The organism is Terrimesophilobacter mesophilus (assembly GCF_014200375.1).
Classification (GTDB): domain Bacteria; phylum Actinomycetota; class Actinomycetes; order Actinomycetales; family Microbacteriaceae; genus Terrimesophilobacter; species Terrimesophilobacter mesophilus.
Genome location: NZ_JACHBP010000001.1, coordinates 822,459 through 845,034 on the forward strand (window position 1 = coordinate 822,459; position 22,576 = coordinate 845,034).

Annotated in this window: 21 protein-coding genes and 1 tRNA gene; 2 read left to right on the forward strand and 20 right to left on the reverse strand. The window is 66.9% G+C overall.

Annotated features, from left to right (window positions below):
* Positions 1-14: 14 nt before the first annotated feature.
* The 7 genes from BKA04_RS04085 to BKA04_RS04115 all read right to left on the reverse strand — a co-directional run bounded on the left by BKA04_RS04085 (position 15) and on the right by BKA04_RS04115 (position 7,292).
* A tRNA-Gln gene (locus tag BKA04_RS04085) sits at positions 15-86 on the reverse strand.
* A 64-nt stretch (positions 87-150) separates the two neighbouring features.
* Positions 151-672, reverse strand: a complete 522-nt coding sequence (locus BKA04_RS04090) for a hypothetical protein (RefSeq protein ID WP_104095266.1) — start codon at positions 670-672, stop codon at positions 151-153.
* Positions 673-688: 16 nt separating this feature from the next.
* Positions 689-2,167, reverse strand: coding sequence for a glutamate--tRNA ligase (gltX, locus tag BKA04_RS04095; protein WP_104095267.1), 1,479 nt, complete (start codon positions 2,165-2,167; stop codon positions 689-691).
* 144 nt (positions 2,168-2,311) lie between these two features.
* Positions 2,312-3,082 carry a fumarylacetoacetate hydrolase family protein gene (locus tag BKA04_RS04100; RefSeq protein WP_104096620.1) on the reverse strand — a complete coding sequence of 257 codons (771 nt, stop codon included), beginning with the start codon at positions 3,080-3,082 and terminating at the stop codon, positions 2,312-2,314.
* A 10-nt stretch (positions 3,083-3,092) separates the two neighbouring features.
* A complete protein-coding gene (locus BKA04_RS04105; RefSeq protein ID WP_104095268.1) occupies positions 3,093-4,253 on the reverse strand; it encodes a branched-chain amino acid aminotransferase in 1,161 nt (386 codons plus the stop codon).
* Between the two features lie 24 nt (positions 4,254-4,277).
* Positions 4,278-5,330, reverse strand: coding sequence for a 3-isopropylmalate dehydrogenase (locus tag BKA04_RS04110; protein ID WP_104095269.1), 1,053 nt, complete (start codon positions 5,328-5,330; stop codon positions 4,278-4,280).
* A gap of 57 nt (positions 5,331-5,387) precedes the next feature.
* Positions 5,388-7,292 (reverse strand): DUF2207 family protein, encoded by a 1,905-nt coding sequence (locus BKA04_RS04115; protein ID WP_167309660.1) that lies wholly within the window; start codon positions 7,290-7,292, stop codon positions 5,388-5,390.
* A 107-nt stretch (positions 7,293-7,399) separates the two neighbouring features.
* Here BKA04_RS04115 and BKA04_RS04120 point away from each other — a divergent pair, with 107 nt between their 5' ends.
* Entirely contained in the window at positions 7,400-7,663 is a 264-nt protein-coding gene (locus tag BKA04_RS04120) for a DUF6458 family protein (RefSeq protein ID WP_104095271.1), read from the forward strand.
* A 72-nt stretch (positions 7,664-7,735) separates the two neighbouring features.
* On the opposite strand, the gene serA is transcribed toward BKA04_RS04120, so the two are convergent.
* From serA to BKA04_RS04135, 3 genes are all read right to left on the reverse strand, one after another.
* Positions 7,736-9,325 (reverse strand): phosphoglycerate dehydrogenase, encoded by a 1,590-nt coding sequence (gene serA / locus BKA04_RS04125; RefSeq protein ID WP_104095272.1) that lies wholly within the window; start codon positions 9,323-9,325, stop codon positions 7,736-7,738.
* A gap of 118 nt (positions 9,326-9,443) precedes the next feature.
* Positions 9,444-9,896 (reverse strand): hypothetical protein, encoded by a 453-nt coding sequence (locus tag BKA04_RS04130; RefSeq protein ID WP_104095273.1) that lies wholly within the window; start codon positions 9,894-9,896, stop codon positions 9,444-9,446.
* Between the two features lie 10 nt (positions 9,897-9,906).
* On the reverse strand, positions 9,907-10,308 hold the full coding sequence (locus tag BKA04_RS04135) for a hypothetical protein (protein WP_104095274.1): 402 nt from the start codon (positions 10,306-10,308) through the stop codon (positions 9,907-9,909).
* Positions 10,309-10,346: 38 nt separating this feature from the next.
* Between BKA04_RS04135 and BKA04_RS04140 the strand changes: the two genes are divergently transcribed.
* Positions 10,347-10,784 carry a nitroreductase/quinone reductase family protein gene (locus BKA04_RS04140; RefSeq protein WP_104095275.1) on the forward strand — a complete coding sequence of 146 codons (438 nt, stop codon included), beginning with the start codon at positions 10,347-10,349 and terminating at the stop codon, positions 10,782-10,784.
* Positions 10,785-10,800: 16 nt separating this feature from the next.
* On the opposite strand, the gene ilvC is transcribed toward BKA04_RS04140, so the two are convergent.
* From ilvC to BKA04_RS04190, 10 genes are all read right to left on the reverse strand, one after another.
* Positions 10,801-11,826: a ketol-acid reductoisomerase gene (gene ilvC / locus BKA04_RS04145; protein ID WP_104095276.1), complete on the reverse strand. Its 1,026-nt coding sequence runs from the start codon at positions 11,824-11,826 to the stop codon at positions 10,801-10,803.
* 28 nt (positions 11,827-11,854) lie between these two features.
* Entirely contained in the window at positions 11,855-12,361 is a 507-nt protein-coding gene (ilvN, locus tag BKA04_RS04150) for an acetolactate synthase small subunit (protein ID WP_104095277.1), read from the reverse strand.
* Positions 12,362-12,363: 2 nt separating this feature from the next.
* The gene (locus BKA04_RS04155; protein ID WP_104095278.1) at positions 12,364-14,196 is read right to left on the reverse strand and encodes an acetolactate synthase large subunit; all 1,833 of its coding nucleotides are present in this window, start codon (positions 14,194-14,196) and stop codon (positions 12,364-12,366) included.
* 62 nt (positions 14,197-14,258) lie between these two features.
* Positions 14,259-15,953, reverse strand: a complete 1,695-nt coding sequence (gene ilvD, locus BKA04_RS04160; protein WP_104095279.1) for a dihydroxy-acid dehydratase — start codon at positions 15,951-15,953, stop codon at positions 14,259-14,261.
* Between the two features lie 180 nt (positions 15,954-16,133).
* On the reverse strand, positions 16,134-16,532 hold the full coding sequence (mnhG, locus tag BKA04_RS04165) for a monovalent cation/H(+) antiporter subunit G (protein WP_104095280.1): 399 nt from the start codon (positions 16,530-16,532) through the stop codon (positions 16,134-16,136).
* Positions 16,529-16,795, reverse strand: a complete 267-nt coding sequence (locus BKA04_RS04170) for an MrpF/PhaF family protein (RefSeq protein WP_104095281.1) — start codon at positions 16,793-16,795, stop codon at positions 16,529-16,531. Before BKA04_RS04170 ends, mnhG begins: the two co-directional genes overlap by 4 nt.
* Complete coding sequence (locus BKA04_RS04175) at positions 16,792-17,430, reverse strand: Na+/H+ antiporter subunit E (RefSeq protein ID WP_104095282.1); 639 nt, start codon at positions 17,428-17,430, stop codon at positions 16,792-16,794. The genes BKA04_RS04170 and BKA04_RS04175 overlap by 4 nt, the downstream gene beginning before the upstream one ends.
* Entirely contained in the window at positions 17,427-18,983 is a 1,557-nt protein-coding gene (locus BKA04_RS04180) for a Na+/H+ antiporter subunit D (protein WP_104095283.1), read from the reverse strand. Before BKA04_RS04180 ends, BKA04_RS04175 begins: the two co-directional genes overlap by 4 nt.
* Positions 18,980-19,591 (reverse strand): Na(+)/H(+) antiporter subunit C, encoded by a 612-nt coding sequence (locus BKA04_RS04185; protein ID WP_104095284.1) that lies wholly within the window; start codon positions 19,589-19,591, stop codon positions 18,980-18,982. Before BKA04_RS04185 ends, BKA04_RS04180 begins: the two co-directional genes overlap by 4 nt.
* Positions 19,588-22,533 carry a Na+/H+ antiporter subunit A gene (locus tag BKA04_RS04190; protein WP_104095285.1) on the reverse strand — a complete coding sequence of 982 codons (2,946 nt, stop codon included), beginning with the start codon at positions 22,531-22,533 and terminating at the stop codon, positions 19,588-19,590. Before BKA04_RS04190 ends, BKA04_RS04185 begins: the two co-directional genes overlap by 4 nt.
* Between the last annotated feature and the right edge of the window lie 43 nt (positions 22,534-22,576).

The window sequence follows — 22,576 nt, forward strand, 5'->3', positions numbered from 1 at the left end:
TGGAGGCGAATGAGCTGGGGTACCTGGACTCGAACCAAGAACAAAAGAATCAGAATCTTCCGTGTTGCCAATTACACCATACCCCAATGGCCGTGACCGAAGCCGGGCCGACTGTCTACTTTAGCGTATCCGACGACGCGGCGAGGCGGTTCAGGCCCGGGGTGGCTGCAACCGCCTGATGAGGCGCCTCAGTGTCGGCAGGCCGCGCGAGGTGACCCTGACATCCAGCATCCGCTCGAGCGTCGGTGTTCCATTGCTCTCCCGCTCTCGGTCGTTCAGGCAGACCGCATAGCCTGGCCCTCCGCGAATAATGGTGCAGCGCCGGCCCGGCAGGGGAATACTCCCTGCCACCGCCACCGCCTCGTCGAAGAGCGACAGCTCGGTATTCGCCGAGATCGGCACGTCGGAGTCCAGTCCGCGAACCAGTTCGGCGAGCCAGTCGACCGGACGGACGAAGACCACGTCGTCCCAGTCGGACGCCGCACGCACCGTCATCGCCGCATCCCGGATGCACACGGCGACGTCCTCCGCGGAGAACACGACGGTGCCGTTGCCCTGAACGAGAAGGACATCGGTCGCACCCTCGTTGACGAACGCGCGCTCCAGGATCACCGACGACGGGCTGCGCCGCTGCCCCTGATTCAGATTGCGGAAGAACGCGACCGACAGCATGGCTCGCCCGATCCGATCACAACCGTTCCGCCAGGCCCGCGATCCGCGCGAGTGTCGACTCCTTGCCGAGCAGCTCCATCGACTCGAAGAGCGGCGGGCTGATCCGCCGACCGGAGATCGCCGTGCGCAACGGTCCGAAGGCGACGCGGGGCTTGAGTCCCAATTCGTCGATGAGGGCGCCGCGCAGGGTCGCCTCGATCGCCGATGTGGTCCAGTCGCCGAGCCGCGACAGGGCCGTGCTCGCCACGGCGAGCACCTCGGGGCCGCCATCGCCCGGCAGGGCATCCGCCTCGAACTCGAGTTCGTCATCGCGCGTGAAGAGGAACGCGAGCAGACCGGGCGCCTCACCGAGAAGCTGCATGCGCTCCTGCACGAGCGGCGCGGCGCGATGCAGCAGGGTGCGATCGGCATCCGTCTGAACGAGGTCGCCGAGGTAGGGCAGCATCCGATCGGCGAAGTCCTCGACTTCGAGGAGCCGGATGTGGTCGCCGTTGATCGACTCGGCCTTCTTCACGTCGAACCGGGCCGGGTTCGGATTAACGTCTGCGACGTCGAATGCGGCGACCATCTCATCGATCGAGAAGACGTCCCGGTCGGGAGCGAGCGACCAGCCGAGGAGCGCGAGGTAGTTGATGAGCCCCTCCGGGATGAACCCGCGGTCGCGGTGGTGGAACAGGCTCGACTCCGGGTCGCGCTTGGAGAGCTTCTTGTTCCCCTCGCCCATGACGTAGGGCAGATGTCCGAATCGCGGGATGGCGGTGGCCAGTCCGATCTCGATGAGCGCGTGGTACAGCGCGATCTGCCGCGGCGTGCTCGAGAGCAGGTCCTCGCCGCGCAGCACGTGGGTGACGCCCATGAGCGCGTCATCCACAGGGTTCACGAAGGTGTAGAGCGGGATGCCGTTGGGGCGCACGACGACGAAGTCGGTGAAACTTCCGGCGGGGAACGTGATGTCCCCCCGGACGAGGTCCGTGAAGCTCAGGTCGGAGTCCGGCACGCGCAGGCGCAGCGCCGGCTCACGGCCCTCTGCACGGTACGCGGCGCACTCGTCCTCGGTGAGGTCGCGCTCGAAGTTGTCGTAACCCTGCTTGGGGTCGCGGCCGTTCTCCACGTTGCGAGCCTCGATCTCCTCGCCGGTCGCAAAACTCTCGTAGAGATGACCGGACCGACGCAACCGCTCGATGACACCCTGGTAGATGTCACCTCGCTGCGACTGGCGGTATGGTCCGTGCGGTCCGCCGACGCCCTCGCCCTCATCCCAGGTGATGTTGAGCCAGGACAAACCGTCGAGGAGTTGCTCATAGCTTTCCTCGCTGTCGCGAGCTGCATCCGTGTCCTCGATGCGGAAGATGAGCTTGCCGCCCGTGTGCCGCGCATAGGCCCAGTTGAACAGCGCCGTGCGGATGAGGCCGACGTGCGGCGTTCCCGTCGGTGATGGGCAGAATCGCACCCGGATGTCGGAACCGGTCGCGGTCGTAAAGGTGGCGTCAGTCATCGCTGCAATTCTAGGCGAGTCGAGGCTGCGCTCTCGCTGCCGCCGTCGCTCGGCGCCGGCCGTGCCACCTGGGCGATGCGGTGACTTGTCTGCGATGCGCGGATTCACACCTCCGCATCGCAGACAAAGACCCGCAGCGCGGTGTCAGGCGCGGTTGCGCGCAGGATTCGAGAGCGTTCCGATCCCGGTGATCGTGATGTCGACGGTCTGGCCGTCGGTGAACCCGCCGAGCCCGGCGGGTGTGCCGGTGCAGATGACGTCACCGGGAAGCAGGGTCCACACACTCGATGCGAATTCGATGATCTCCGGGATCTTGTAGAGCATGTCGCTCGTGTTGCCGTGCCGTCGCGGCTCACCATCCACGTAGGTCTGGATCTCGAGGTCTCCCGGGTCGAGTTCGGTCTCGATCCACGGGCCGAGCGGGCAGAACGTGTCGTAACCCTTCGCTCTGGCCCACTGACCGTCCGCGAACATGACGTCCCGCGCGGAGATGTCGTTCGCGATCGTGTAACCGAACACGTAGTCGGCCCAGTTCGCGGCGGAGACGAGCTTGGCGATCTTGCCGATGACGATCGCGAGTTCGCCCTCGTGCACGATCCGGCCATCCACCGGTGGGATCTGGATCGTGTCTCCCGGGCCGATCACCGCGGTGTTGGGCTTCAGGAAGATGAGCGGGTTGTTCGGAGTGTCGGCGTGCAGTTCCGCCTTGTGCGCCGCGTAGTTCATGCCGACGCACACGACCTTCGAACGCGGGATGACCGGCGCGAGCAGTTTCGCGTCCGCGAGCGCAACCCGCTCCCCCGTCGTTCCGAACCCGCTGAACATGGGGTCCCCGCTGAGCACGACGAGTTCGTCGTCGTCGACGATTCCGTAGCGGGGGTCGTCGTTGGTCGTACTGAAACGCGCGATTCTCACGGATTCGAGCCTAGCCGCGGCCCGCATCGCCTGCGGGGCGTGCGCCGTCGCCGCCGCCGGCATCGAGTCGCGTGAGCCAGCCGTGGCGATCTTCCTCGCGGCCGTACTGGATGTCAGTGAGCTCCTTGCGCAGCGACATCGTGATCTCGCCGGCCGCCGCATCCGCCGAACCGATCGTGAAGTTCGCGGCCTTCAACTGGGCGATGGGCGTGACGACGGCGGCTGTACCGCACGCGAAGACCTCCACGATGTCGCCGGATTCCGCCCCCTCGCGCCACTCGTCGATCGTGACGGGCCGCTCCTCCACCGTGTGGCCGCGGTCGCGCGCCAACTGCAGGATCGAGTCGCGCGTGATTCCCTCGAGGATGCTGTCCGACTTCGGCGTGACGAGCGAACCGTCCCTGTAGACGAGCACGATGTTCATGCCGCCGAGTTCCTCGAGGTACGTGCCCTCCGCAGAATCCAGGAACATGACCTGGGCACACCCCTGCGCGGATGCCTCGGCCTGGGCGATGAGGGACGACGCGTAGTTGCCGCCCGTCTTCGCCGCGCCGGTGCCCCCACGGCCCGCGCGCGCGTAGTCGGTCGACAACCAGATCGACACCGGTGCGACCCCGCCGTGGAAGTACGCCCCCGCGGGGCTCGCGATGACGTAGAAGGCGACCTTGTCCGCGGGGCGCACACCGAGGAACGCCTCCTTCGCGAACATGTACGGGCGCAGGTACAGGCTCGTCTCGGGGGCGGACGGTACCCAGTCCCCATCCACGGCGATGAGCTGACGGAGGGAGTCGATGAAGTACTCGACCGGCAGCTCCGGCAGGGCGAGCCGGTGAGCCGAGCGCTGCATCCTGCGTGCGTTGGCGTCGGGCCGGAACGACCAGATCGAACCGTCGGCGTGACGGTACGCCTTGAGTCCCTCGAAGATCTCCTGCCCGTAGTGCAGCACCGCGGCAGCAGGGTCGAGGCTGATCGGCCCGTAGGGCTGAACGCGCGGCCGGTGCCATCCGCCCTTGCCCGACCAGCAGATGTCGACCATGTGGTCGGTGAAGAATGTGCCGAATCCGGGGTCGGCGAGGATCTTCGCGCGGTCCTGCGGACTCTTTCCCGCGAGGTTCCTGGTGACCTGCCAGGTCAGGTCGGTCGCGGCTGGTGCGTCGGCGGCAATGGTCATGATCGGTCCTTCGTGATGTGTCAGTCAGTGGTGGGTGAGCCGGCCGGCGATCGCCGAGCCCACCTCGTGGGTGCTGCGCGTCGTGGTTCCGCGCTCCGCCAGGTCGGCTGTCACGGCGGCGGTGATGCTCGCTGCGGCCTCCGGATAGCCCTGCTGTTCCAGCAGGAGTGCGACCGAGAGGATCGCGGCGGTGGGGTCGGCCACGTTCTTGCCCGCGATGTCCGGTGCGGAACCGTGTACCGGTTCGAACATGCTGGGGTAGGTGCCGTCCGGGTTGATGTTGCCGGATGCCGCCAATCCGATGCCGCCGCTGATTGCGCCGGCCAGGTCGGTGATGATGTCGCCGAAGAGGTTGTCGGTGACGATCACGTCAAATCTACTCGGATTCGTGACGAGGTGGATCGTCGCCGCGTCGACGTGCTGATAGCCGACCTCGACATCCGGATGCTCGGCCGCCACGGCGTCGACCGTACGTTGCCAGAGGGATCCCGCATAGCTCATCACATTCGTCTTGTGCACGAGGGTCAGTTGCTTGCGCCTGGTCTCCGCGAGGGTGAACGCGTACCTCACGACGCGCTCGACGCCGTATGCCGTGTTGACGCTCACCTCGCTCGCGATCTCCTGCGGCGTCCCGGTGCGGATGCTGCCGCCGGTTCCGGCGTACGGTCCCTCCGTGCCTTCGCGCACGACCACGAAGTCGACGATGCCCGGATCCCTCAGCGGGCTCTCGACACCGGGCAGGATGACGGTGGGACGCAGGTTCACGTAGTGGTCGAATGCGAAGCGGAGTCTGAGCAGGAGGCCACGTTCGATGATCCCTCCGGCGAGCCTCGGATCGCGTGGATCGCCGCCGACGGCGCCCAGGAGGATCACGTCGTGTCGGCGGAGCGCGGCGAGGTCATCGTCGCCGAGGATCGTTCCCGTCGCAAGGAAGTGACCGGCGCCGAACGGATACTCCGTCGTCGTGACGGTCGTGTCCGCCGGGACGGCCGCACGCAGTACGGTCACCGCCTCGGCGATGACCTCGGGGCCGATTCCGTCGCCCGCGATGACGGCGACATCGAGCGTGCGCGACATGGATCCTCCGAGAATTGCTGGGTTTCCAGCGTACCGCGCGGTTCGCCTGCGCTTCGCTCAGCGGCCGCCACCGCCCCCGCCTCCTCCACCGCCGCCGGAGAACCCTCCGCCGAACGAGCCGCCGGAGAAGCTGCCCCCGCTGCTGCCCGACCACGAGGATCCGGAGGATGCCGTCGGGGTCGATCGTGCGACCGAGGTGCTCGAGAGTGTGCTGAGTGCGTTCGAGAACATCACGGCGTCGAAGCCGCCGGACGACACGAACCAGTCCGGTGCGGCATCGCCATAGGAGAGCGTGAGTTCCTTCGCCCACTCCCTCTCGATGCCCCAGAGCACGGCGAAGGGCAACAGTTTCTCGTAGAGCTTGACCTTGTCCGCGGGTCTCGACGGGTCGAGGCCCTCGACGCGAACGCGTTCGGCGCCCTCCGGACTCTGCAGCATCCGGAACCGGTCGGCCTCCGCGAGCTGCAGGTAGTCCCGCATGCCCAGGAGGTAGTCGCGTCGTTCAGCGCCCTCCGCGGTGAGCGCCGCGGGCCGGAAGGCGAAGCCAACGCAGACGAACACCGCGAAGAACGCGAGAACTATCGACAGGATCCCCCAGCCGCTGAACCACTGGAAGAGCCCGGACAGGATGACGAATCCGACGGCGACGAAGATCAGGATGAACATGCCCAGGGCGATGAGCAGGCCGGCAAGAGACGATCGCTTCTTCTTGAAGCCGCGATCCAGCATTCGCCTGCGGACACCGCCCGACACCCCCGCGACAGCGCGAGCGGCGGTGTCGTCGATCACGCCGACCTCGCGCACGGCGCCGGCTGTCGTCCCGCCGAAGACTGCGGTCAGCAGCTCCAGTTCTTCGTCATCGACCCCGGTCGGGTTCAGCAACTGCAGGGTGTACTGGGCGCCGCTCGCCGTCACCGGGTAGTCGAGGATGCGGATCCTGCCCCGCACGGCGAAGCTCACGAGCTGCGCAGGCACACCCGTCCATGACCGCCCGACGACATCCGCCGACTCCAGCAGGTTCAGGTCCTTCGGAACGGTGTACTGGGGAATGATGATCCCCGACCCCTTGGATGCGGCGGGGACGATGAAGCGCCAGACGATGGTGAACGCCGACCCGAGTACGGCCAGGGCGGCGACGACGATCGACCCCGCGTGCACCCACCATGGCGTCTCCGTCTGTCCCAGCTGGAACGGGTGACCCGGATCGGTCCCCGGATCCTGCTGCTCCGCAGGCACCTGGGCGAACGTGCCGAGGGTGAATCCGATGGCGACCGTCACGGTCTCCCCCGGCCCGAGGTTGCGAGCGGATGCCGAGAACACCACGTCGCCGTCGGGCTGGGTCTCCTGCGTCATCCCGCAGGCATCGGTCGAACCCTGGGGCCCCTGATAGCATGCGTTGTTTCCCGTGAGGAAGTCCTTCAGCGCTGACGCGACGTGTACACGCGCGCTCACCGAGGCGAACGGCTGGGCGAATCCGGTCCCGTTCGTGTCCCAGTAGAGCTCGTCGTCGTTCGTGTCCGTGAACGCGCGCACGACGTTCTGCTGGGTGTAGGTGATCGTGTAGGTCGTTCGACCGTGCACGTAGTCGTCGGTGCCGAGCGCGAGCTCTGTGAAGCCGCCGCTGTCGGCCTTCTCGAACGGCACATCCTCGCCGTTCTCATCGACGACCGACTGCACGTTCGTTCGGAGTGGAACACCGTCGTAATCGTTCGGGATGGCGCGGATGATGCCGCGGTTCTGGTCGAAATCCGGGAACCTGGCGACGAAGGTCTCGACCGTCGTCAACGTCGAGTGATTCTGCGCATCGCGATCGAGGTAGTAGTCGGCGGAGTAGGAGTCGAAGGTGAAGTCCTGCACCCCGGTCTCCACCGTGGACGGGACCGCTGCCGCCGACGCTGCCAACGGCGCACCGAAAAGGAAGCCGAAGACGAGAATGGCGAGGGCAGTCGACGATCGCTTCACGATGCGAGCCTATCGGCGGGACTGACCCAGCCTGCACTCAGGTGTTCCCCAGCCCATGTACATGAAACCCCGAAACAGTGGGTTGCTCAAGGAAAGGAATCGAGATTATGGGAATCGGAAGCGGAATAGCCCTGTTCGTCATCGGCGCGATCCTGACGTTCGCGATCAATGTGGATGTGACCTGGGCGAACCTCGACCTGATCGGATACATCCTGATGGGCGCGGGCTTCGTCATCTTCGTCATCTCGCTGATCCTCGTGCTGCGCAAGCGGTCGAGCGTGGAGACGGTTCGCCACGTCGACAGTGCAGGCGAGCGCCTCACCGAGCATGAAACCCGCTCAGACGGGAGCAACTCGGACCCCCTCTTATGACCCGTCGGATCCCGACATGAATGACGGCCCGGAGAAATGTGCCTCCGGGCCGTTGTCGTCGATGACGCCGATCTAGGCGGTGATGTCGATCTCGCGAAGCAGTTCGGCGTCGATGGCCGTGCGCACCTTATCGAGCAGGCCATCCGGTACGGGGGAATCGACCGTGAGAACGCTGAGCGCCTGGCCGCCGGCGACCTTGCGGCTCACCTGCATCCCGGCGATGTTGATGCCGGCGTCGCCGAATTCGCTTCCGAAGATCGCCACGATGCCCGGGCGGTCGGTGTACACCATGACGATGAGGTGGTCGGCGACGGGTACCTCGACGTCGTATCCGTTGATCTCGACGATCTTCTCGACCTGCTTGGTGCCGGTGAGCGTCCCCGACACGGAGATCTCCATGCCGTCCGCGAGGCCGCCGCGAATCGTCAGAAGGTTGCGATACTCGTCGCTCACCGGTTCCTTCACGAGGCGCACGGGGATGCCGCGCTGTTCGGCCAGGAGCGGCGCGTTCACATAGGAGACGGACTCGCTCACGATGTTCGTGAAGTAGCCCTTGAGGGCGGCGAGCTTCAGCACGTTGACGTCGAACTCGACGATCTCGCCGCGCACCTCGACGTCGATGCTCGTCACGGGGCTGTCCGCGAGGCCGCTGAACACCTGGCCGAGCTTCTCCATGAGCGGGATGCCGGGCCGCACCGTCGGGTCGATGACTCCGCCCGCGACGTTCACGGCATCCGGAACCAACTCGCCGTCGAGCGCGAGCCGCACGGAGCGGGCGACGGCAACGCCGGCCTTCTCCTGGGCTTCAGCGGTCGACGCGCCGAGGTGCGGTGTGAGGATGATGTTGTCGAGGCCGAGAAGCGCCGAGCCGGTCGGTGGTTCGTTGACGAAGACGTCCAGGCCCGCGCCGGCGATCCGCTTCGACCGGATCGCGTCGACGAGCGCGTCCTCGTCGATGATCCCGCCCCTGCTGCAGTTGACGATGCGCAATGACGGCCTGGCCTTCGCGAACTGCGCCGCGCCGATCATGCCGGTCGTCTCCACCGTGCGCGGGATGTGGATCGTGATGAAGTCCGAGCGCTCCATCACCTCGTCGAGGCTCGCCAGTTGCACGCCGAGCTGCTGCGCGCGAGTCGGGGTCACGTAGGGGTCGTAGGCGATGATGGCCGCGTCGAACCCGGCGAGACGCTGGGCGACAAGGGTACCGATGCGGCCGAGCCCGATGATGCCGATCGTCTTCTCGAACAGCTCGGTACCGGTGAACGCGGAGCGCTTCCACTCGCCCGCCTTGGCGGACCGGTTGGCATCCGGGATGAATCGCGCGAGCGACAGCAGGTGGCCAATGGCGAGCTCGGCGGCCGAGACCACATTCGATGTCGGCGCGTTGACGACCATCACGCCCGCCTCCGTCGCCGCCTTGACGTCGACGTTGTCGAGGCCGACACCGGCACGCGCGATGACCTTGAGCGACGTGCCCGCCGCGATCGCCTCCGCGTCGAGATGGGTCGCAGAGCGGATGAGGATCGCACTCGCCTCCGGGAGCGCGGCGAGCAGCGCCTCGCGGTCCGTACCGTCGACGTTCCGGATGTCGAAGTCCGGGCCGAGCGCGTCGACGGTTGCCGGCGAGAGTTCTTCAGCGATCAGTACGACGGGCTTAGGCACGGCGACAGTCCTTCGATTGCGGCAATGGGCGGATGCGCCGCGACCGTGGGGCGCTGTAGGGTCACCACTCTACTGGCTGCTCCGCGGCGCAACCGCCATTGTTGCGCCACGACGGCGTTCAGGCGAGCGCGCCGGCGAGGACGGAGAAGCTGAGGCTGAGCGCTCCGACGACCCCGAGCCCGGCCAGGAGGGTGATCACGAGAATGCCCACGTTGCGCTTGCGCGCGACGAGTATGCACAGGCCGAACACGACGACCGGCAGGAGCAGGTTCGCGATGAGAACACCCCAGGGGATCGCCACGGTGTTCAAACCGATGAGGGTCGCGTTCTCGTTGTATTTGGTGATCTGAGCCGCGACGCCGAACGTGTCCGACAATGCCTCGAAAAGGTCGTACGCGTAGAGCAGGGCGAACAGGACGATGACCGTGAGCCTGAACCACGGTGTCTTACGCACTGCGGGTTTCGTCTTCGCGTCGCCGGGCTTGCCGCTCACATCGGCGGGCCTGCCCTTCGCCGCGGCGGGCGCGCCCTTCGCATCGGCAGGCGAGGCAGTCTTGTCGTCAGTCGACATCCGGTCTCCCCTATCCGCCCACGATGAACGGCCATGGCGCCAGAAGCAGCACGCCGACGAACAGCCACAGCAATCGCCACGCGGGCCGCTTCACGAGCAGCCACACGGCGCCGGCCCAGAGGAACGGGCTCGCGATCGAGAAGAACTCGCCCAGTTGGTACATGATCACGGGAAAGATCCCGGCGACAGGCACCGAGTGGGCAAACGCGTGGATGCCCCATCCGATCGCGTAGAGGAGGTAGATCCCCGCGAGGATGCCGAACACGACGAGCAGCAGCGAACTCGAACCGGGTCGTGCTTCGCCCCCGAGCGCGGGAGCGGCGGTCGCGTTCGCGGCCGATGGCGCACCGACGTGGGTCGGATCGGTCTCGCCCGACCAGCTCAGGGCTTCCTCGTCCGGATCAGCGGCCATGCAGAAACCCTACCGCCCCGGCGGCGTATCGTGAGGGGATGCCCAGCGACAGAGCGCTCAAGGTCATGAACACGGTGAACCGGATGGCGCAGCGGCTGAGTCGCGGACGCTTCGGCTGGGAGCTGCGCGGCATGCCCGTGCTCGAGGTGACCACGACCGGGCGGAAGTCCGGCCAGCGGCGGACGACCCTGTTGACCTCGCCGCTCCAGGTGGATGACGGCTTCATCGTCGTCGCATCCCGCGGCGGTGACGACGTGCATCCGGCGTGGTTCCTGAACCTGCGGGACGACCCGGAGGTCATGGTTGCCGTGCAGGGGCACGCCGCCCGGCCCATGCACGCGCACATCGCCACGCCTGCCGAGCGCGCAGACCTGTGGCCGCGCGTCACGGCCCGCCACCCGCACTACGCCGGCTACCAGGAGCGCACGGACCGCGAGATCCCGCTCGTCGTCCTCGCTCCCGATCCGACGAGATAGGTGACCTGCCCGCTACCTACCGCGCAGCAGTACCCTCCGTGTAGTCGTCGTCCGTCTGCGCCCACGCAAAGAGTTTCCGCAGCTCGCGTCCGGTCGCCTCGATCGGGTGCCCCTCGCCTTTCTTGCGCAGCGCGTTGAACTCCGGTGCGCCAGCATCCTGATCGGCGATGAATCGCTTCGCGAACGCCCCGGACTGGATGTCGGCCAGCACGCCCTTCATGTTCTCCTTGACGTGCGGGTCGATGACGCGCGGCCCCGACACGTAGTCGCCGTATTCTGCGGTGTCGGAGACGCTCCAACGCTGCTTCGCGATCCCGCCCTCGTTGATGAGGTCGACGATGAGCTTGAGCTCGTGCAGCACCTCGAAGTAGGCGACCTCCGGCTGGTATCCGGCTTCCGTGAGGGTCTCGAATCCGTACTGGATGAGCTGCGAAACGCCACCGCACAGCACGGACTGCTCTCCGAACAGATCGGTCTCGGTCTCCTCCGTGAAGGTGGTCTTGATCCCGCCCGCGCGCAGGCCGCCGATCCCCTTCGCATAGCTGAGCACGAGCGGCCAGGCGTTGCCCGTCGCATCGTTCTCGACGGCGACGATGACCGGAACACCACGGCCGGCCTCGAACTCGCGGCGCACGACATGCCCTGGCCCCTTGGGGGCGACCATGATGACGTCGACGCCATCCGGCGCCTCGATGTAGCCGAACCGGATGTTGAACCCGTGTCCGAAGACGAGCGCGTCCCCGGGTGCGAGGTTGTCCTTGATGTCGGCGGCGTAGAGGCCGCGCTGGTGCTGGTCGGGGGCGAGGATGACGATGACGTCTGCCCATTTCGCGGCCTCGGCGGAGGGCAGCACGGTGAATCCTGCCTCCTCGGCCTTCTGCCTGGACTTCGAGTCCGGCTTGAGGCCGATGACGACCTCGACGCCCGAGTCCCGCAGGTTTTGTGCGTGGGCATGACCCTGCGAGCCGTATCCGATCACGGCGACCTTACGGCCCTGGATGATGGAGAGGTCGGCGTCCTTGTCGTAGAAGATCTCGGCCATGGGGTGTGCTCCTTCGGTTGGTTCGGTGTCAGTTCTTGTAGACGCGTTCGGTGATGCTCTTCGATCCGCGGCCCATGGCGAGAAGCCCGGACTGTGCGATCTCCTTGATGCCGTAGGGCTCGAGCACGCGCAGGAGCGCCTGCGTCTTGGCCGTGTCGCCGGTGACCTCGATCACGAGGGCATCCGTCGAGACATCGACGATGCGGGCGCGGAACAGGTTCGTCGCCTCCAGGATCTGGCTTCGCGTCGTGTTGTCGACCTTGACCTTGATCAGGAGGTGCTCGCGCTCGACCGTCTGGGTCGGATCGAGTTCGACGATCTTGATGACGTTGATGAGCTTGTTGAGCTGCTTGGTGACCTGCTCGAGCGGCCCCTGCTCGACATCGACGACGACCGTGATCCTGGAGAGACCCGCGATCTCGCTCTTGCCGACCGCGAGGGACTCGATGTTGAATCCCCGTCGGGCGAAGAGACCCGCGACGCGGGTGAGAAGGCCCGGCTTGTCCTCGACGAGCATGGAGAGTACGTGCGTCATGGCTAGTCCTCCTCCCATTCCGGCGCTTTCTCCCGCGCGTACTGCACGCTCGAATTCCCGACGCCCTGGGGCACCATCGGCCACACCATGGCATCCGCGCTCACAATGAAGTCGATGACGACCGGACGGTCGTTCGTCTCATTGGCGAGCTTGATGGCGGCATCCACCTCGTCCTTCGTCGTGACGCGGATGCCGAGTGCGCCGTACGCCTCCGCGAGCTTCACGAAGTCGGGGACCATGACGGTGTCATGCCCGGTGTTGAGGTCGGTGAACGAGTGACGCCCGTTGTAGAACAGCGTCTGCCACTGCCGGACCATCCCGAGCGACGAGTTGTTGATGATCGCGACCTTGATCGGGATGTTGTTGATCGTGCAGGTGGCGAGCTCCTGGTTCGTCATCTGGAAACAACCATCGCCGTCGATCGCCCACACGGTGCGGTCGGGATTGGCCACCTTCGCACCCATCGCCGCGGGCACTCCGTACCCCATCGTCCCCGCGCCGCCGGAGTTGAGCCAGGCGTTCGGCCGCTCGTACTTGATGTACTGGGCAGCCCACATCTGGTGCTGGCCGACACCGGCGGCGTAGATCGCCTCCGGGCCGGTGATGGCGCCGATGCGTTCGATCACGTACTGCGGGGACAGCAGGCCGTCCTCCGGCTCGTCATAACCGAGGGGAAAGCGCGTCTTGAGCTCTCCCAGTCGCGCCCACCATGCCGAGATGTCCGGCTTCGTCTTCTTGACGACCTCCGCGTACGCATCGGTCAGGTCGGCGATGACCTCCTTGGCATCGCCGACGATCGGGACGTCCGCGATCCGGATCTTCGAGATCTCGGCCGGGTCGACATCCACGTGCACGACCGTCGCATCCGGAGCGAACTCGCTCGGCTTTCCGGTCACCCTGTCGTCGAAGCGCGCGCCGAGTGCGACGAGCACATCGGCCTCCTGGAGCGCGAGCACGGCCGGCACCGTTCCGTGCATCCCGGGCATACCCAGGTGTTGTCTATGCGAATCGGGGAATGCGCCGCGGGCCATCAGGGTCGTCACGACGGGGACACCGGTCTTCTCGGCGAGCGCGAACAGTTCCTCCGACGCCTTCGCGCGCACGACGCCTCCGCCGACGTAGAAGACGGGGCGCTTCGCCTCCGCGATGAGTCGCGCAGCGGCCTGCACCTGCTTGCCGTGCGCCTTCGTGACCGGTCGGTAGCCGGGAAGGTCGACCTTCGGCGGCCAGATGAAGGGGGCACTGTTCTGCTGTGCATCCTTCGTCACATCGACGAGCACGGGGCCAGGGCGACCGGTCGTCGCGATGAGGTAGGCCGCGGCGATCGTGGCCGGGACGTCCTCAGGACGCGTCACGAGGAAGGAGTGCTTCGTGATCGGCATCGCGATGCCGACGATGTCGACCTCCTGGAACGCGTCGGTCCCCATCGAGGTCGAGAAGACCTGGCCGGTGATCGCCAGGAGTGGCACGGAGTCCATGTGGGCATCCGCGATGGCCGTGACGAGGTTCGTCGCACCCGGTCCGCTCGTGGCGATCGCGACACCGATCCTCCCGGTCGAAGACGCGTAGCCCTCCGCCGCGTGTCCGGCTCCCTGTTCGTGGCGTACGAGGATGTGGCGGATGGTCGTCGAAGACATCAACTCGTCGTAGAACGGCATGATGGCGCCGCCGGGGAGGCCGAAGACATCCTTGACGCCGAGTTTCTCCAGTGAGCGGAGGATCGCGCCGGAACCGGTGAGGATCTCCTCCTTCGCGGCGCTCGCCGCCTTCCTCGGTGGCACGAGCGAGGCGTCTCGCTTCGCCGGCGTTGGCACGGGTCTCGATTCCGTGGGCATGAGGTGCGTGTCCTTAGTGGTTGTCCGTCGTGGTGACGATGGTGGTCGTCGTGGGCGCGCGACTATCCGGTGATCGCGCCCTCAGCTGCTGAGTGCACGAGCTTCGAATATTTCGCGAGAACGCCACGGGTGTAGCGCGGAGGAAGTGGAGCCCAGCCTTGGCGGCGAGCTTCGAGCTCTTCAGGCTCGACCAGTAGATCGAGCGAGCGAGCTGCGATATCGACCCGTATCAGATCACCATCGCGCACGAAGGCGATGGGACCTGCGTCCACCGCTTCGGGAGCTATATGGCCGATGCACAGGCCGGTTGTGCCGCCTGAGAATCTGCCGTCCGTCAAGAGTAATACATCTTTCCCGAGCCCTGCTCCCTTGATGGCGGCGGTGATCGCGAGCATCTCGCGCATCCCCGGCCCGCCCTTCGGGCCCTCGTAGCGGATGATGACGACGTCGCCCTTGGTGATGCGCCCCTCGGTGAGGGCGTCCATGGCCGCGCGCTCGCGCTCGAACACGCGGGCTGGACCTTCGAACACGTCGAGGTCGAAGCCGGCCGTCTTGACAACCGCGCCATCCGGTGCGAACGACCCGTGCAGGATCGTGAGGCCACCCGTCGCGTGGATGGGGTTGTCGAGCGTGCGGATGACCTCTCCGTCGAGCGGCTGCGGATTGATCTCCGCGAGGTTCTCCGCGACGGTCTTGCCCGTCACGGTGAGCGCGTCGCCGTGGAGGAGGCCCGCGTCCAGGAGCGCCTTCATGACGACGGGCACCCCGCCGTGCCGGTCCACGTCGTTCATGACGTATTTGCCGAATGGCTTGAGGTCGCCGATGTGCGGCGTCTTGTCCCCGATGCGGTTGAAGTCGGCGAGCGTGAGTTCGACATCCGCCTCGCGGGCGATCGCGAGCAGGTGCAGCACGACGTTGGTCGAGCCGCCGAAGGCCATGGCGACGGCGATCGCGTTCTCGAACGCCTTCTTGGTGAGGATGTCGCGGGCCGTGATGCCGAGGCGCAGCATGTTGACCACGGCCTCCCCTGAGCGGTGCGCGAAGTAATCGCGGCGGCGGTCGGCGGCAGGCGGGGCTGCGGACCCGGGAAGGCTCATCCCGAGGGCCTCCGCGACGCTCGCCATGGTGTTCGCGGTGTACATGCCGCCGCAGGCACCTTCGCCGGGCGCGATCGCGCACTCGATGCGGTGGGCGTCGATCGCCGACATCGTTCCGGCCTTCACAGCCCCGACGGCCTCGAAGGAGTCGATGATCGTGACATCCTTCTCGGTACCGTCGGAGAGCTTGACCCAGCCTGGCGCGATCGACCCCGCGTAGAGGAAGACGGAGGCGAGGTCGAGGCGGGCGGCGGCCATGAGCATCCCGGGGAGCGATTTGTCGCATCCGGCCAGCAGAACGGAGCCGTCGAGGCGCTCGGCCATCATGACGGTCTCCACGGAGTCGGCGATGACCTCGCGGGAGACGAGCGAGAAGTGCATGCCCTCGTGGCCCATCGAGATGCCGTCGGAGACCGAGATCGTGCCGAACTGAAGCGGGTATCCTCCGCCGGAGTGCACGCCCTCCTTCGACGCCTGGGCGAGCCGGTCGAGGCTGAGGTTGCATGGCGTGATCTCGTTCCAGGAGCTCGCGATGCCGATCTGCGGCTTGTCCCAGTCCGCGTCGCCCATGCCGACCGCCCGGAGCATCCCGCGCGAGGTCATGGCTTCGATCCCGTCGGTGACGACACGCGAGCGGGGCTTCAGATCGTGCTCAGGCATGTTCCCGAGTCTAGAACTTCCCATCGGAGACCGACTTCGATGGTTGGGCGTCCTACTACTCGGCGCTGCCCGGTGATAACCGGTGCCACCCGGTGCGGCCGCGGTGCTGCGGTTCGTCTGCGATGCGGATGTTCGAAGCACCGCATCGCAGACAGACCTGCGCATCGTGCGACGGGCAGGTCACCGCGGCGGCGGGTTGGAGTCGTCGGGTGACTCCTCGACGACGTCGCGCTGCGCCTCCTCGATCGCACGCTCGAGCTCGTCGACGAGAAGAGAGCCGGGAGCCACCACGCCCGTGCGGTATCCGGCACGCCCGACCATGTGGGCCGAGATCGGTGCCGTCAGCATCTGGAACACCAGGATCGTGAGGAGTACGAGCACCGTCGTCCAGCGCCGATCCTGCAGCGCGATCGCGGCCAGGATGAAGAGGAGTCCGAGGATCTGCGGTTTCGTCGTCGCGTGCATGCGCGCGATGGCATCCGGGAACCGGAGGAGACCGACACCCGCAGCGAGCGAGAGGAATGCTCCGAGGACGAGGCAGCTCCCGGTGAGGATGTCGAGAACGAGGTCGAGGTTCACCTGCTCCCCCTCCTCGAGACGTATCGCGCGACGACGACGGCCGCAAGGAACGCCGTCGCGGCGAGGACGAGCATCGCCGTGAGGTTGCGGGTATGGCCGTTGTAGACCATCTCGGCACCCATCGCGCAGATGATCGTCGTGAGCAGCATGTCGGAGGCGATCATCCGATCGAGGATCGACGGGCCGCGCGCGATGCGATACAGCGCCATGACAGCGGCCGCGGTCAGCAGCACGCCGACGACGATGAACACCCACTCGCTCATGACCTGGCCTCCCGCTCGCCGGAATGCGCCTCTGCGGCACGCGGTCCGTTGGAACGGATGCGCTCGAGATCCGCCTTCGACCCGATCGCCCTCACGATGCGCGCCTCGACGACGAGCACCTTTCTCCGCATCGCCTCCACATCCTCCAGCGACTCCGTCGCGAAGGTGTGCAGATACAGGGTCGAGCGCTCGCGATCGGCCTCCACGACGAGCGAGCCGGGGACGAGGGACATCGCTATCGCATCGAGCGTCATGATCAGGTCCGACCGCGTGCGCAGCTGGATGCCGATGACGGAGGAGTGCGGAACGGGTTTCGGCCACACCGCCTGGAACGCGACCTGGAAGGATGCGACCGCGACGTCCAGGAAGAAGTGCGACAGGAACACGAGCAGGTACCAGGGGTTGATCCGTCCGGAGAGCTCGACCGGCGGCAGGTAGAAGACGCGCGTGACGACGATCGCGACGATCACGCCGGTCACGAGGCTCAACGCGGTGAACTGTCCCCAGAGCACCATCCAGAGCACGACGAGCGCGATGAGTAGTGGCAACTGCTGCCACAGGCGCTGGCGCACCTCGCGCCGGTCCGGCTCCGCGACGTCCTTCGCCACGGGATCCGCGTTCAGCCCCGCGCTCATTCGGACTCCCCCGTCACGACGAGGGTGATGTAGTACTCGGGACCGTCGATGTTGTCGCCTGCACGCGAGCTCACGTTGTAGAGCGGACCCGCGAACACGGTGAGCGAGATGCTCAGCGCGACCATGGCCGCCGTCGCCCCGACCATGATCCGCGGGATGCTCCTGGTCGACTTGACCTCGGTCACGACCCCGACCTGGCTGAGAACCGGCAGCGGATTGTCGTAGTCGGCCACCTCATCCGCATCGCGCCAGAACGTCATGCTCCATGCTCGCGCGAGGGCGTACAGCGTGAGAAGCGAGACGAGCGCACCGGATGCGATGAGCACCCAGGCGAGGACGGAGCCGTCCTGCGCGCCCGCCTCGAAGAGCGCGAGCTTTCCGAGGAATCCGGAGAACGGCGGGATGCCGCCGAGGCTCAGCAGGGGGATGAAGAACAGTACGCCGATCATCGGGGACGCTTTGAGCATCCCGCCGAGGCGGTTGATGGACGTGGTCCCGCCCTGGCGTTCGACGAGCCCCGCCGCGAGGAAGAGGGTCGTCTGGACGGTGATGTGGTGCACGACGTAGTAGGTGGCTGCGGCGAGCCCCGCTGCCGTCCCGAGCCCGATGCCGAACAGCATGTAGCCGATGTGGCTCACGAGGGTGAACGAGAGGAGCCTCTTGATGTCGGCCTGCGCCACCGCACCGAGGATGCCGACGATCATCGTGAGTGCTGCGACGATCATGATCGGGGTGTTGAGTTCGTTGCCCGGGAACATGATCATCTCCGTGCGCATGATCGCGTACACGCCGACCTTCGTGAGGAGGCCGGCGAAGACCGCTGTGACCGGCGCCGGGGCTGTCGGGTACGAATCCGGCAACCAGAAGGACAGCGGGAAGACTGCCGCCTTGATGCCGAAGGCCACGAGCAGCATGACGTGCAGGACGAGTTGGATGTCGTGCGGCAGCTCCCCGATCCGCACGGCGAGCTGGGCGATGTTGACCGTACCGACGGAGGCGTAGATCATGGCGATCGCCGCCAGGAAGATGACCGAGGAGACGAGGCTCACGACGATGTAGGTGACACCCGCCCGGATCCGCAGTTCTGTGCCGCCGACGGTGATGAGCACGTAGCTCGCGACGAGCAGGATCTCGAAACTCACGTACAGGTTGAACAGGTCGCCGGCGAGGAAGGCGTTGAAGACGCCGGTCGCGAGGATGAGGTAGGTCGGGTAGTAGATCGACACCGGGGTCTCCCGGTCCCCGTCCGCGAGGCCCTGCCCCACCGAGAACACGAGCACCGAGAGCAGCACCGCTGCCGAGATGACGAGCAGCAGCGCCGCCAGGCGGTCGACGACGAGCACGATGCCGACCGGAGCATCCCACCCACCGATCGCGACGGCGATCGCTCCGTGGTCGTCCACCGCGAACAAGAGGATCACACCGATGATGAGCACGACCCCGAGCACGCCGACGGCGATGAAGGTCTGGAGTCTCGGATGCTTCGCCTGGGTGAGCGCGACGGCCGCGCCGAGCAGCGGCAGCAGGACGACGAGCGGGACGAGGACGGTCATGGCCGATCACCGTCCGTGCTCTCGGTGTGATCCGGATCCAGCCGCTCGGCATCCAGCGGCTCGGCGTCCAGCGATGCGGTATCGAGGGGCTCGACTTCACGCCGGAGCTGCTCCTCGAACCGGTGCAGCATTTCGAGGCGCTCCGCCTCCTCCAGCCGCTCCTGCTCCGCGAGGTCGACCGCGGTGGACACCGCGGCGGTCGCCCTCGTCCCGAACTCGGTGTCGTCGCTCGCGATCTCGGGCTCCGCTGCGACGGAGACATCCCGACGGCCGACGGCCACGTCCTCTGTGTCGTCCTCGACGACATCCGCGTGGGCGAGCCGCCAGGACCGGTAGATGAGCGCCATGAGGAACGCCGACACCCCGAACGTGATGACGATCGACGTCAGCACGAAGGCCTGAGGGAGGGGGTCTGCAAGCGGATCCGACTCTCCGTAGAACGGTGCTGCGCCCGCCCGGCCGGAGACGACGAGGATGAGCAGGTTGGTCGCATTCCCGACGAGCAGGAAGCCGAGAAGCACACGCGTCATGCTCCGCTCGAGGAGGAGGTACACGCCGCAGGAGTAGAGCACCGCCATGACGGCGACGAGGACGAGGGAGACGCTCATATCGTGCTCCCCTCCTCGAGTTCGTCGCTCGCTTCCTCCTGCTGGCGGTCGACCTCTGCTCCGAGACTCCTCAGCACGTCGAGCACCATGCCGATGACGACGAGGTAGACGCCGACGTCGAAGATCGTCGACGTGGTGAACTCGATGTGTCCGAGCACGGGGATGGTGGCGTCGAACCAGGCGGATGTCAGGGCGTGCGCGCCGAAGAACAGGGGCGTGACCGCCGTGCCTGCTGCGAGCAGAAGACCGACTCCGAGGAGTCGACCGGCGTCGACCGGTGCCGCAGCCCCGAGCTCGTATCGCCCGCCGGCCAGGTAGCGCCCTGCGAGCGCGAGGCCTGCCACGAGGCCGCCGGCGAACCCGCCACCCGGCGAATTGTGCCCGGCGAACAGGATGAACACGGAGACGACCACGACGGCATGGAACAGCAGACGGATGACGACTTCAAGCAGGATGGACCGGTTCTCCGGCGCGAGCTTGAGCCCGGCGAGCAGCCAGGCGTTGCGCGTCGAGGGGTCCTTCACTCCGGGCACATACTCCGCGGAGACCGTCTCGCGCACGGGGCGAAGGCGGGAACGGAGGCTGCGGCGAACAGCATCCGGAACCCGCGGCAGGTTGTCCGTGCGGCTCCGCAGGAACACGAGGCTCGCGACGCCCGTCGCCGCCGCGATGAGCACGGAGAGCTCTCCGAGGGTGTCCCAGCCGCGGACATCCACGAGCACGACGTTGACGACGTTGCTCCCGTGCCCCACGTCGTGGGCGAGGTCGGGAAGGGCCAGGGAGATGGGCAGGTGGGTTCTGGCGCCGAGCGCCACGATCGCCACGGCCGCCATCATGAGCCCGACGCTCACGCTCACGACCGCGCGCACTCCCCTGTGCGCGGAACCGTGGGTCTGGCCGAGCCGCGCCGGCAGCCTGCGCAGCACGAGCACGAAGGCGATGAGCGTGACGGTCTCGACGAGCACCTGGGTGAGAGCGAGATCCGGGGCGCCATGGAAGGCGAAGAGCGCAGCCATCCCGTACCCCGTGACGCCGACGAGCAGAGCGGCTGCGAACCGCTTGTCCGCCCTCGTGAGCGCGACCGCGGCGACGGCCATGATCCCGCCGATGACGAGCTGCGCCGGGCTGTCCCACAGCCGCCACTCTGCCGGCCAGGTGCGGTTCATCACGAGCGTTGCGCCCACCGTGCCCACGAGCGTGAGGAGGATGATGCTGAGATAGAACGGGAGCGAACCGCGCTGCGTCGCAGAGGTGACCCGCGCGGCGAGACGGTCGAGGCCGGTCATCGTCCTGCCGTACAGCTCGCTCGTGTTCACGATCGGCGGCAGTTTCGCCTGCGCCGTGGAGACGGATGTGCGGGCCCAGAACAGGGTGAGCCCCGCCAGGAGCGTGAAGGTCGAGACGAGGAGAGCGCCGTCGAAACCGTGCCAGAGGCCGAGGTGGTAGTCGTGCGCATCCGGCGGGAAGCGGTTCGGATAGCCGGCGAGAAGGTCCCCGACGAGTCGGAACAGGGGCGCGAGCACGATCCCGGAGACCGCGAGTATCGCGGGAGCGGCGAGGAACGACACGCTCTCGTGCACAGGGCGGACCTTCTCGACCCCCTTCTTGCGGGCGAACGCACCCCACAGGAAGCGAGCACTGTACGCGACGGTGAGCGTCGAACCCAACGCGACGCCGACGAGCGCGATCCATCCCGCCGCGGATCCCGGCCCAGCCCCTCCCGCACCCTGTGCCGCACCGAGGAACCCGGCCAGCACAGCCTCCTTCGCGACGAATCCTGCGGTGAACGGCACCCCCGCCATCGAGAGCACCGAGAGCATCCCGACGATCGCGAGCACGGGTGCTTCACGCCCGAGACCGGAGAGTTTGCGGAGGTCTCTCGTTCCGGCACGATGGTCGATGATTCCCACGACGAGAAAGAGCGCAGCCTTGAACAGCGCGTGTGCGAGCAGGAGGGCCACCCCGGCGAGTGCGGCAGTGCGCGTGCCGAAACCGGTCACGACGATGAGGAAGCCGAGCTGGCTCACCGTTCCGTACGCGAGCAGGAGTTTGAGGTCGTTCTGGCGGAGGGCGCGCCACCCGCCCACGAGCATCGTCGCAAGGCCGAGCCCCAGGAGCAGCGGATGCCATCCCGGCGTCGCGGAGAAGCCCGGCGCGAGGCGCGCGACGAGGTAGATCCCGGCCTGCACCATGGCCGCGGCGTGCAGGTAGGCGCTCACCGGGGTCGGTGCCGCCATCGCGGCAGGCAGCCAGAAATGGAACGGGATGATCGCCGACTTGCTGAGGGCCCCGACGAGCACGAGGATGACCGCGGTCGTCACGAGCGGCGCCGCGAGGTCGAGCCGCCCATCCTGCGCCATTGCGACGAGATCGGACAGGCGGGATGTTCCAGCCGGTACGGCGAGCATGACGAGCCCGACGAGCATGACGAGCCCGCCCGCCGTCGTGACGATGAGCGCCTGTAACGCGGCGACGCGGCTCGCCCGGCGACCGGTGTAGTGACCGATGAGAAGATAGGAGAAGACGCTCGTCGCCTCCCAGAAGATGAACAGCAGGAACACGTCGTCCGCGATCACGAGCCCGTACATCGTTCCGGTGAAGGCGAGCAGGACGGAGGCGAAACGGCCGAGGCCCTCCTCGGCGTCGGTGAAATACCACGCGCAGTACACGAGCACGAGCGCACCGATGCCGGTGACGATGAGCGCCAGGAGCCAGGAGAGCGTGTCGACGCGCACCGCGAAGCTCATCTCGAGCTGGGGGATCCAGGGGATCACCTCGGTGGGCGCGGACCCGGCCAGGATCTTGGGCGTCTGCGTGAGCGTGAAGACGAATGCCGCAGCGGGAATGAGTGCGATGACCGGGAACACCCGCCGTCCGAGCCGGCGCGTCAGTGCGGGTACGACGAGGGGAACCAGGGCGAACACCACGAGGAATGCGAGCACGATTCCTCCCAGAGCGTCAGTGCGGCAGGCGCTCGGCGCATGG

Bases quoted from the DNA above. Each gene is read 5' to 3' on its own strand.
- BKA04_RS04090 (WP_104095266.1), bottom strand. From the start codon at position 672: ATGCTGTCGGTCGCGTTCTTCCGCAATCTGAATCAGGGGCAGCGGCGC.
- gltX (WP_104095267.1), bottom strand. From the start codon at position 2,167: ATGACTGACGCCACCTTTACGACCGCGACCGGTTCCGACATCCGGGTG.
- BKA04_RS04105 (WP_104095268.1), bottom strand. From the start codon at position 4,253: ATGACCATTGCCGCCGACGCACCAGCCGCGACCGACCTGACCTGGCAG.
- BKA04_RS04110 (WP_104095269.1), bottom strand. From the start codon at position 5,330: ATGTCGCGCACGCTCGATGTCGCCGTCATCGCGGGCGACGGAATCGGC.
- BKA04_RS04120 (WP_104095271.1), top strand. From the start codon at position 7,400: ATGGGAATCGGAAGCGGAATAGCCCTGTTCGTCATCGGCGCGATCCTG.
- BKA04_RS04130 (WP_104095273.1), bottom strand. From the start codon at position 9,896: ATGTCGACTGACGACAAGACTGCCTCGCCTGCCGATGCGAAGGGCGCG.
- BKA04_RS04135 (WP_104095274.1), bottom strand. From the start codon at position 10,308: ATGGCCGCTGATCCGGACGAGGAAGCCCTGAGCTGGTCGGGCGAGACC.
- BKA04_RS04140 (WP_104095275.1), top strand. From the start codon at position 10,347: ATGCCCAGCGACAGAGCGCTCAAGGTCATGAACACGGTGAACCGGATG.
- ilvC (WP_104095276.1), bottom strand. From the start codon at position 11,826: ATGGCCGAGATCTTCTACGACAAGGACGCCGACCTCTCCATCATCCAG.
- ilvN (WP_104095277.1), bottom strand. From the start codon at position 12,361: ATGACGCACGTACTCTCCATGCTCGTCGAGGACAAGCCGGGCCTTCTC.
- BKA04_RS04155 (WP_104095278.1), bottom strand. From the start codon at position 14,196: ATGCCCACGGAATCGAGACCCGTGCCAACGCCGGCGAAGCGAGACGCC.
- ilvD (WP_104095279.1), bottom strand. From the start codon at position 15,953: ATGCCTGAGCACGATCTGAAGCCCCGCTCGCGTGTCGTCACCGACGGG.
- BKA04_RS04170 (WP_104095281.1), bottom strand. From the start codon at position 16,795: ATGAGCGAGTGGGTGTTCATCGTCGTCGGCGTGCTGCTGACCGCGGCC.
- BKA04_RS04175 (WP_104095282.1), bottom strand. From the start codon at position 17,430: ATGAGCGCGGGGCTGAACGCGGATCCCGTGGCGAAGGACGTCGCGGAG.
- BKA04_RS04180 (WP_104095283.1), bottom strand. From the start codon at position 18,983: ATGACCGTCCTCGTCCCGCTCGTCGTCCTGCTGCCGCTGCTCGGCGCG.
- BKA04_RS04185 (WP_104095284.1), bottom strand. From the start codon at position 19,591: ATGAGCGTCTCCCTCGTCCTCGTCGCCGTCATGGCGGTGCTCTACTCC.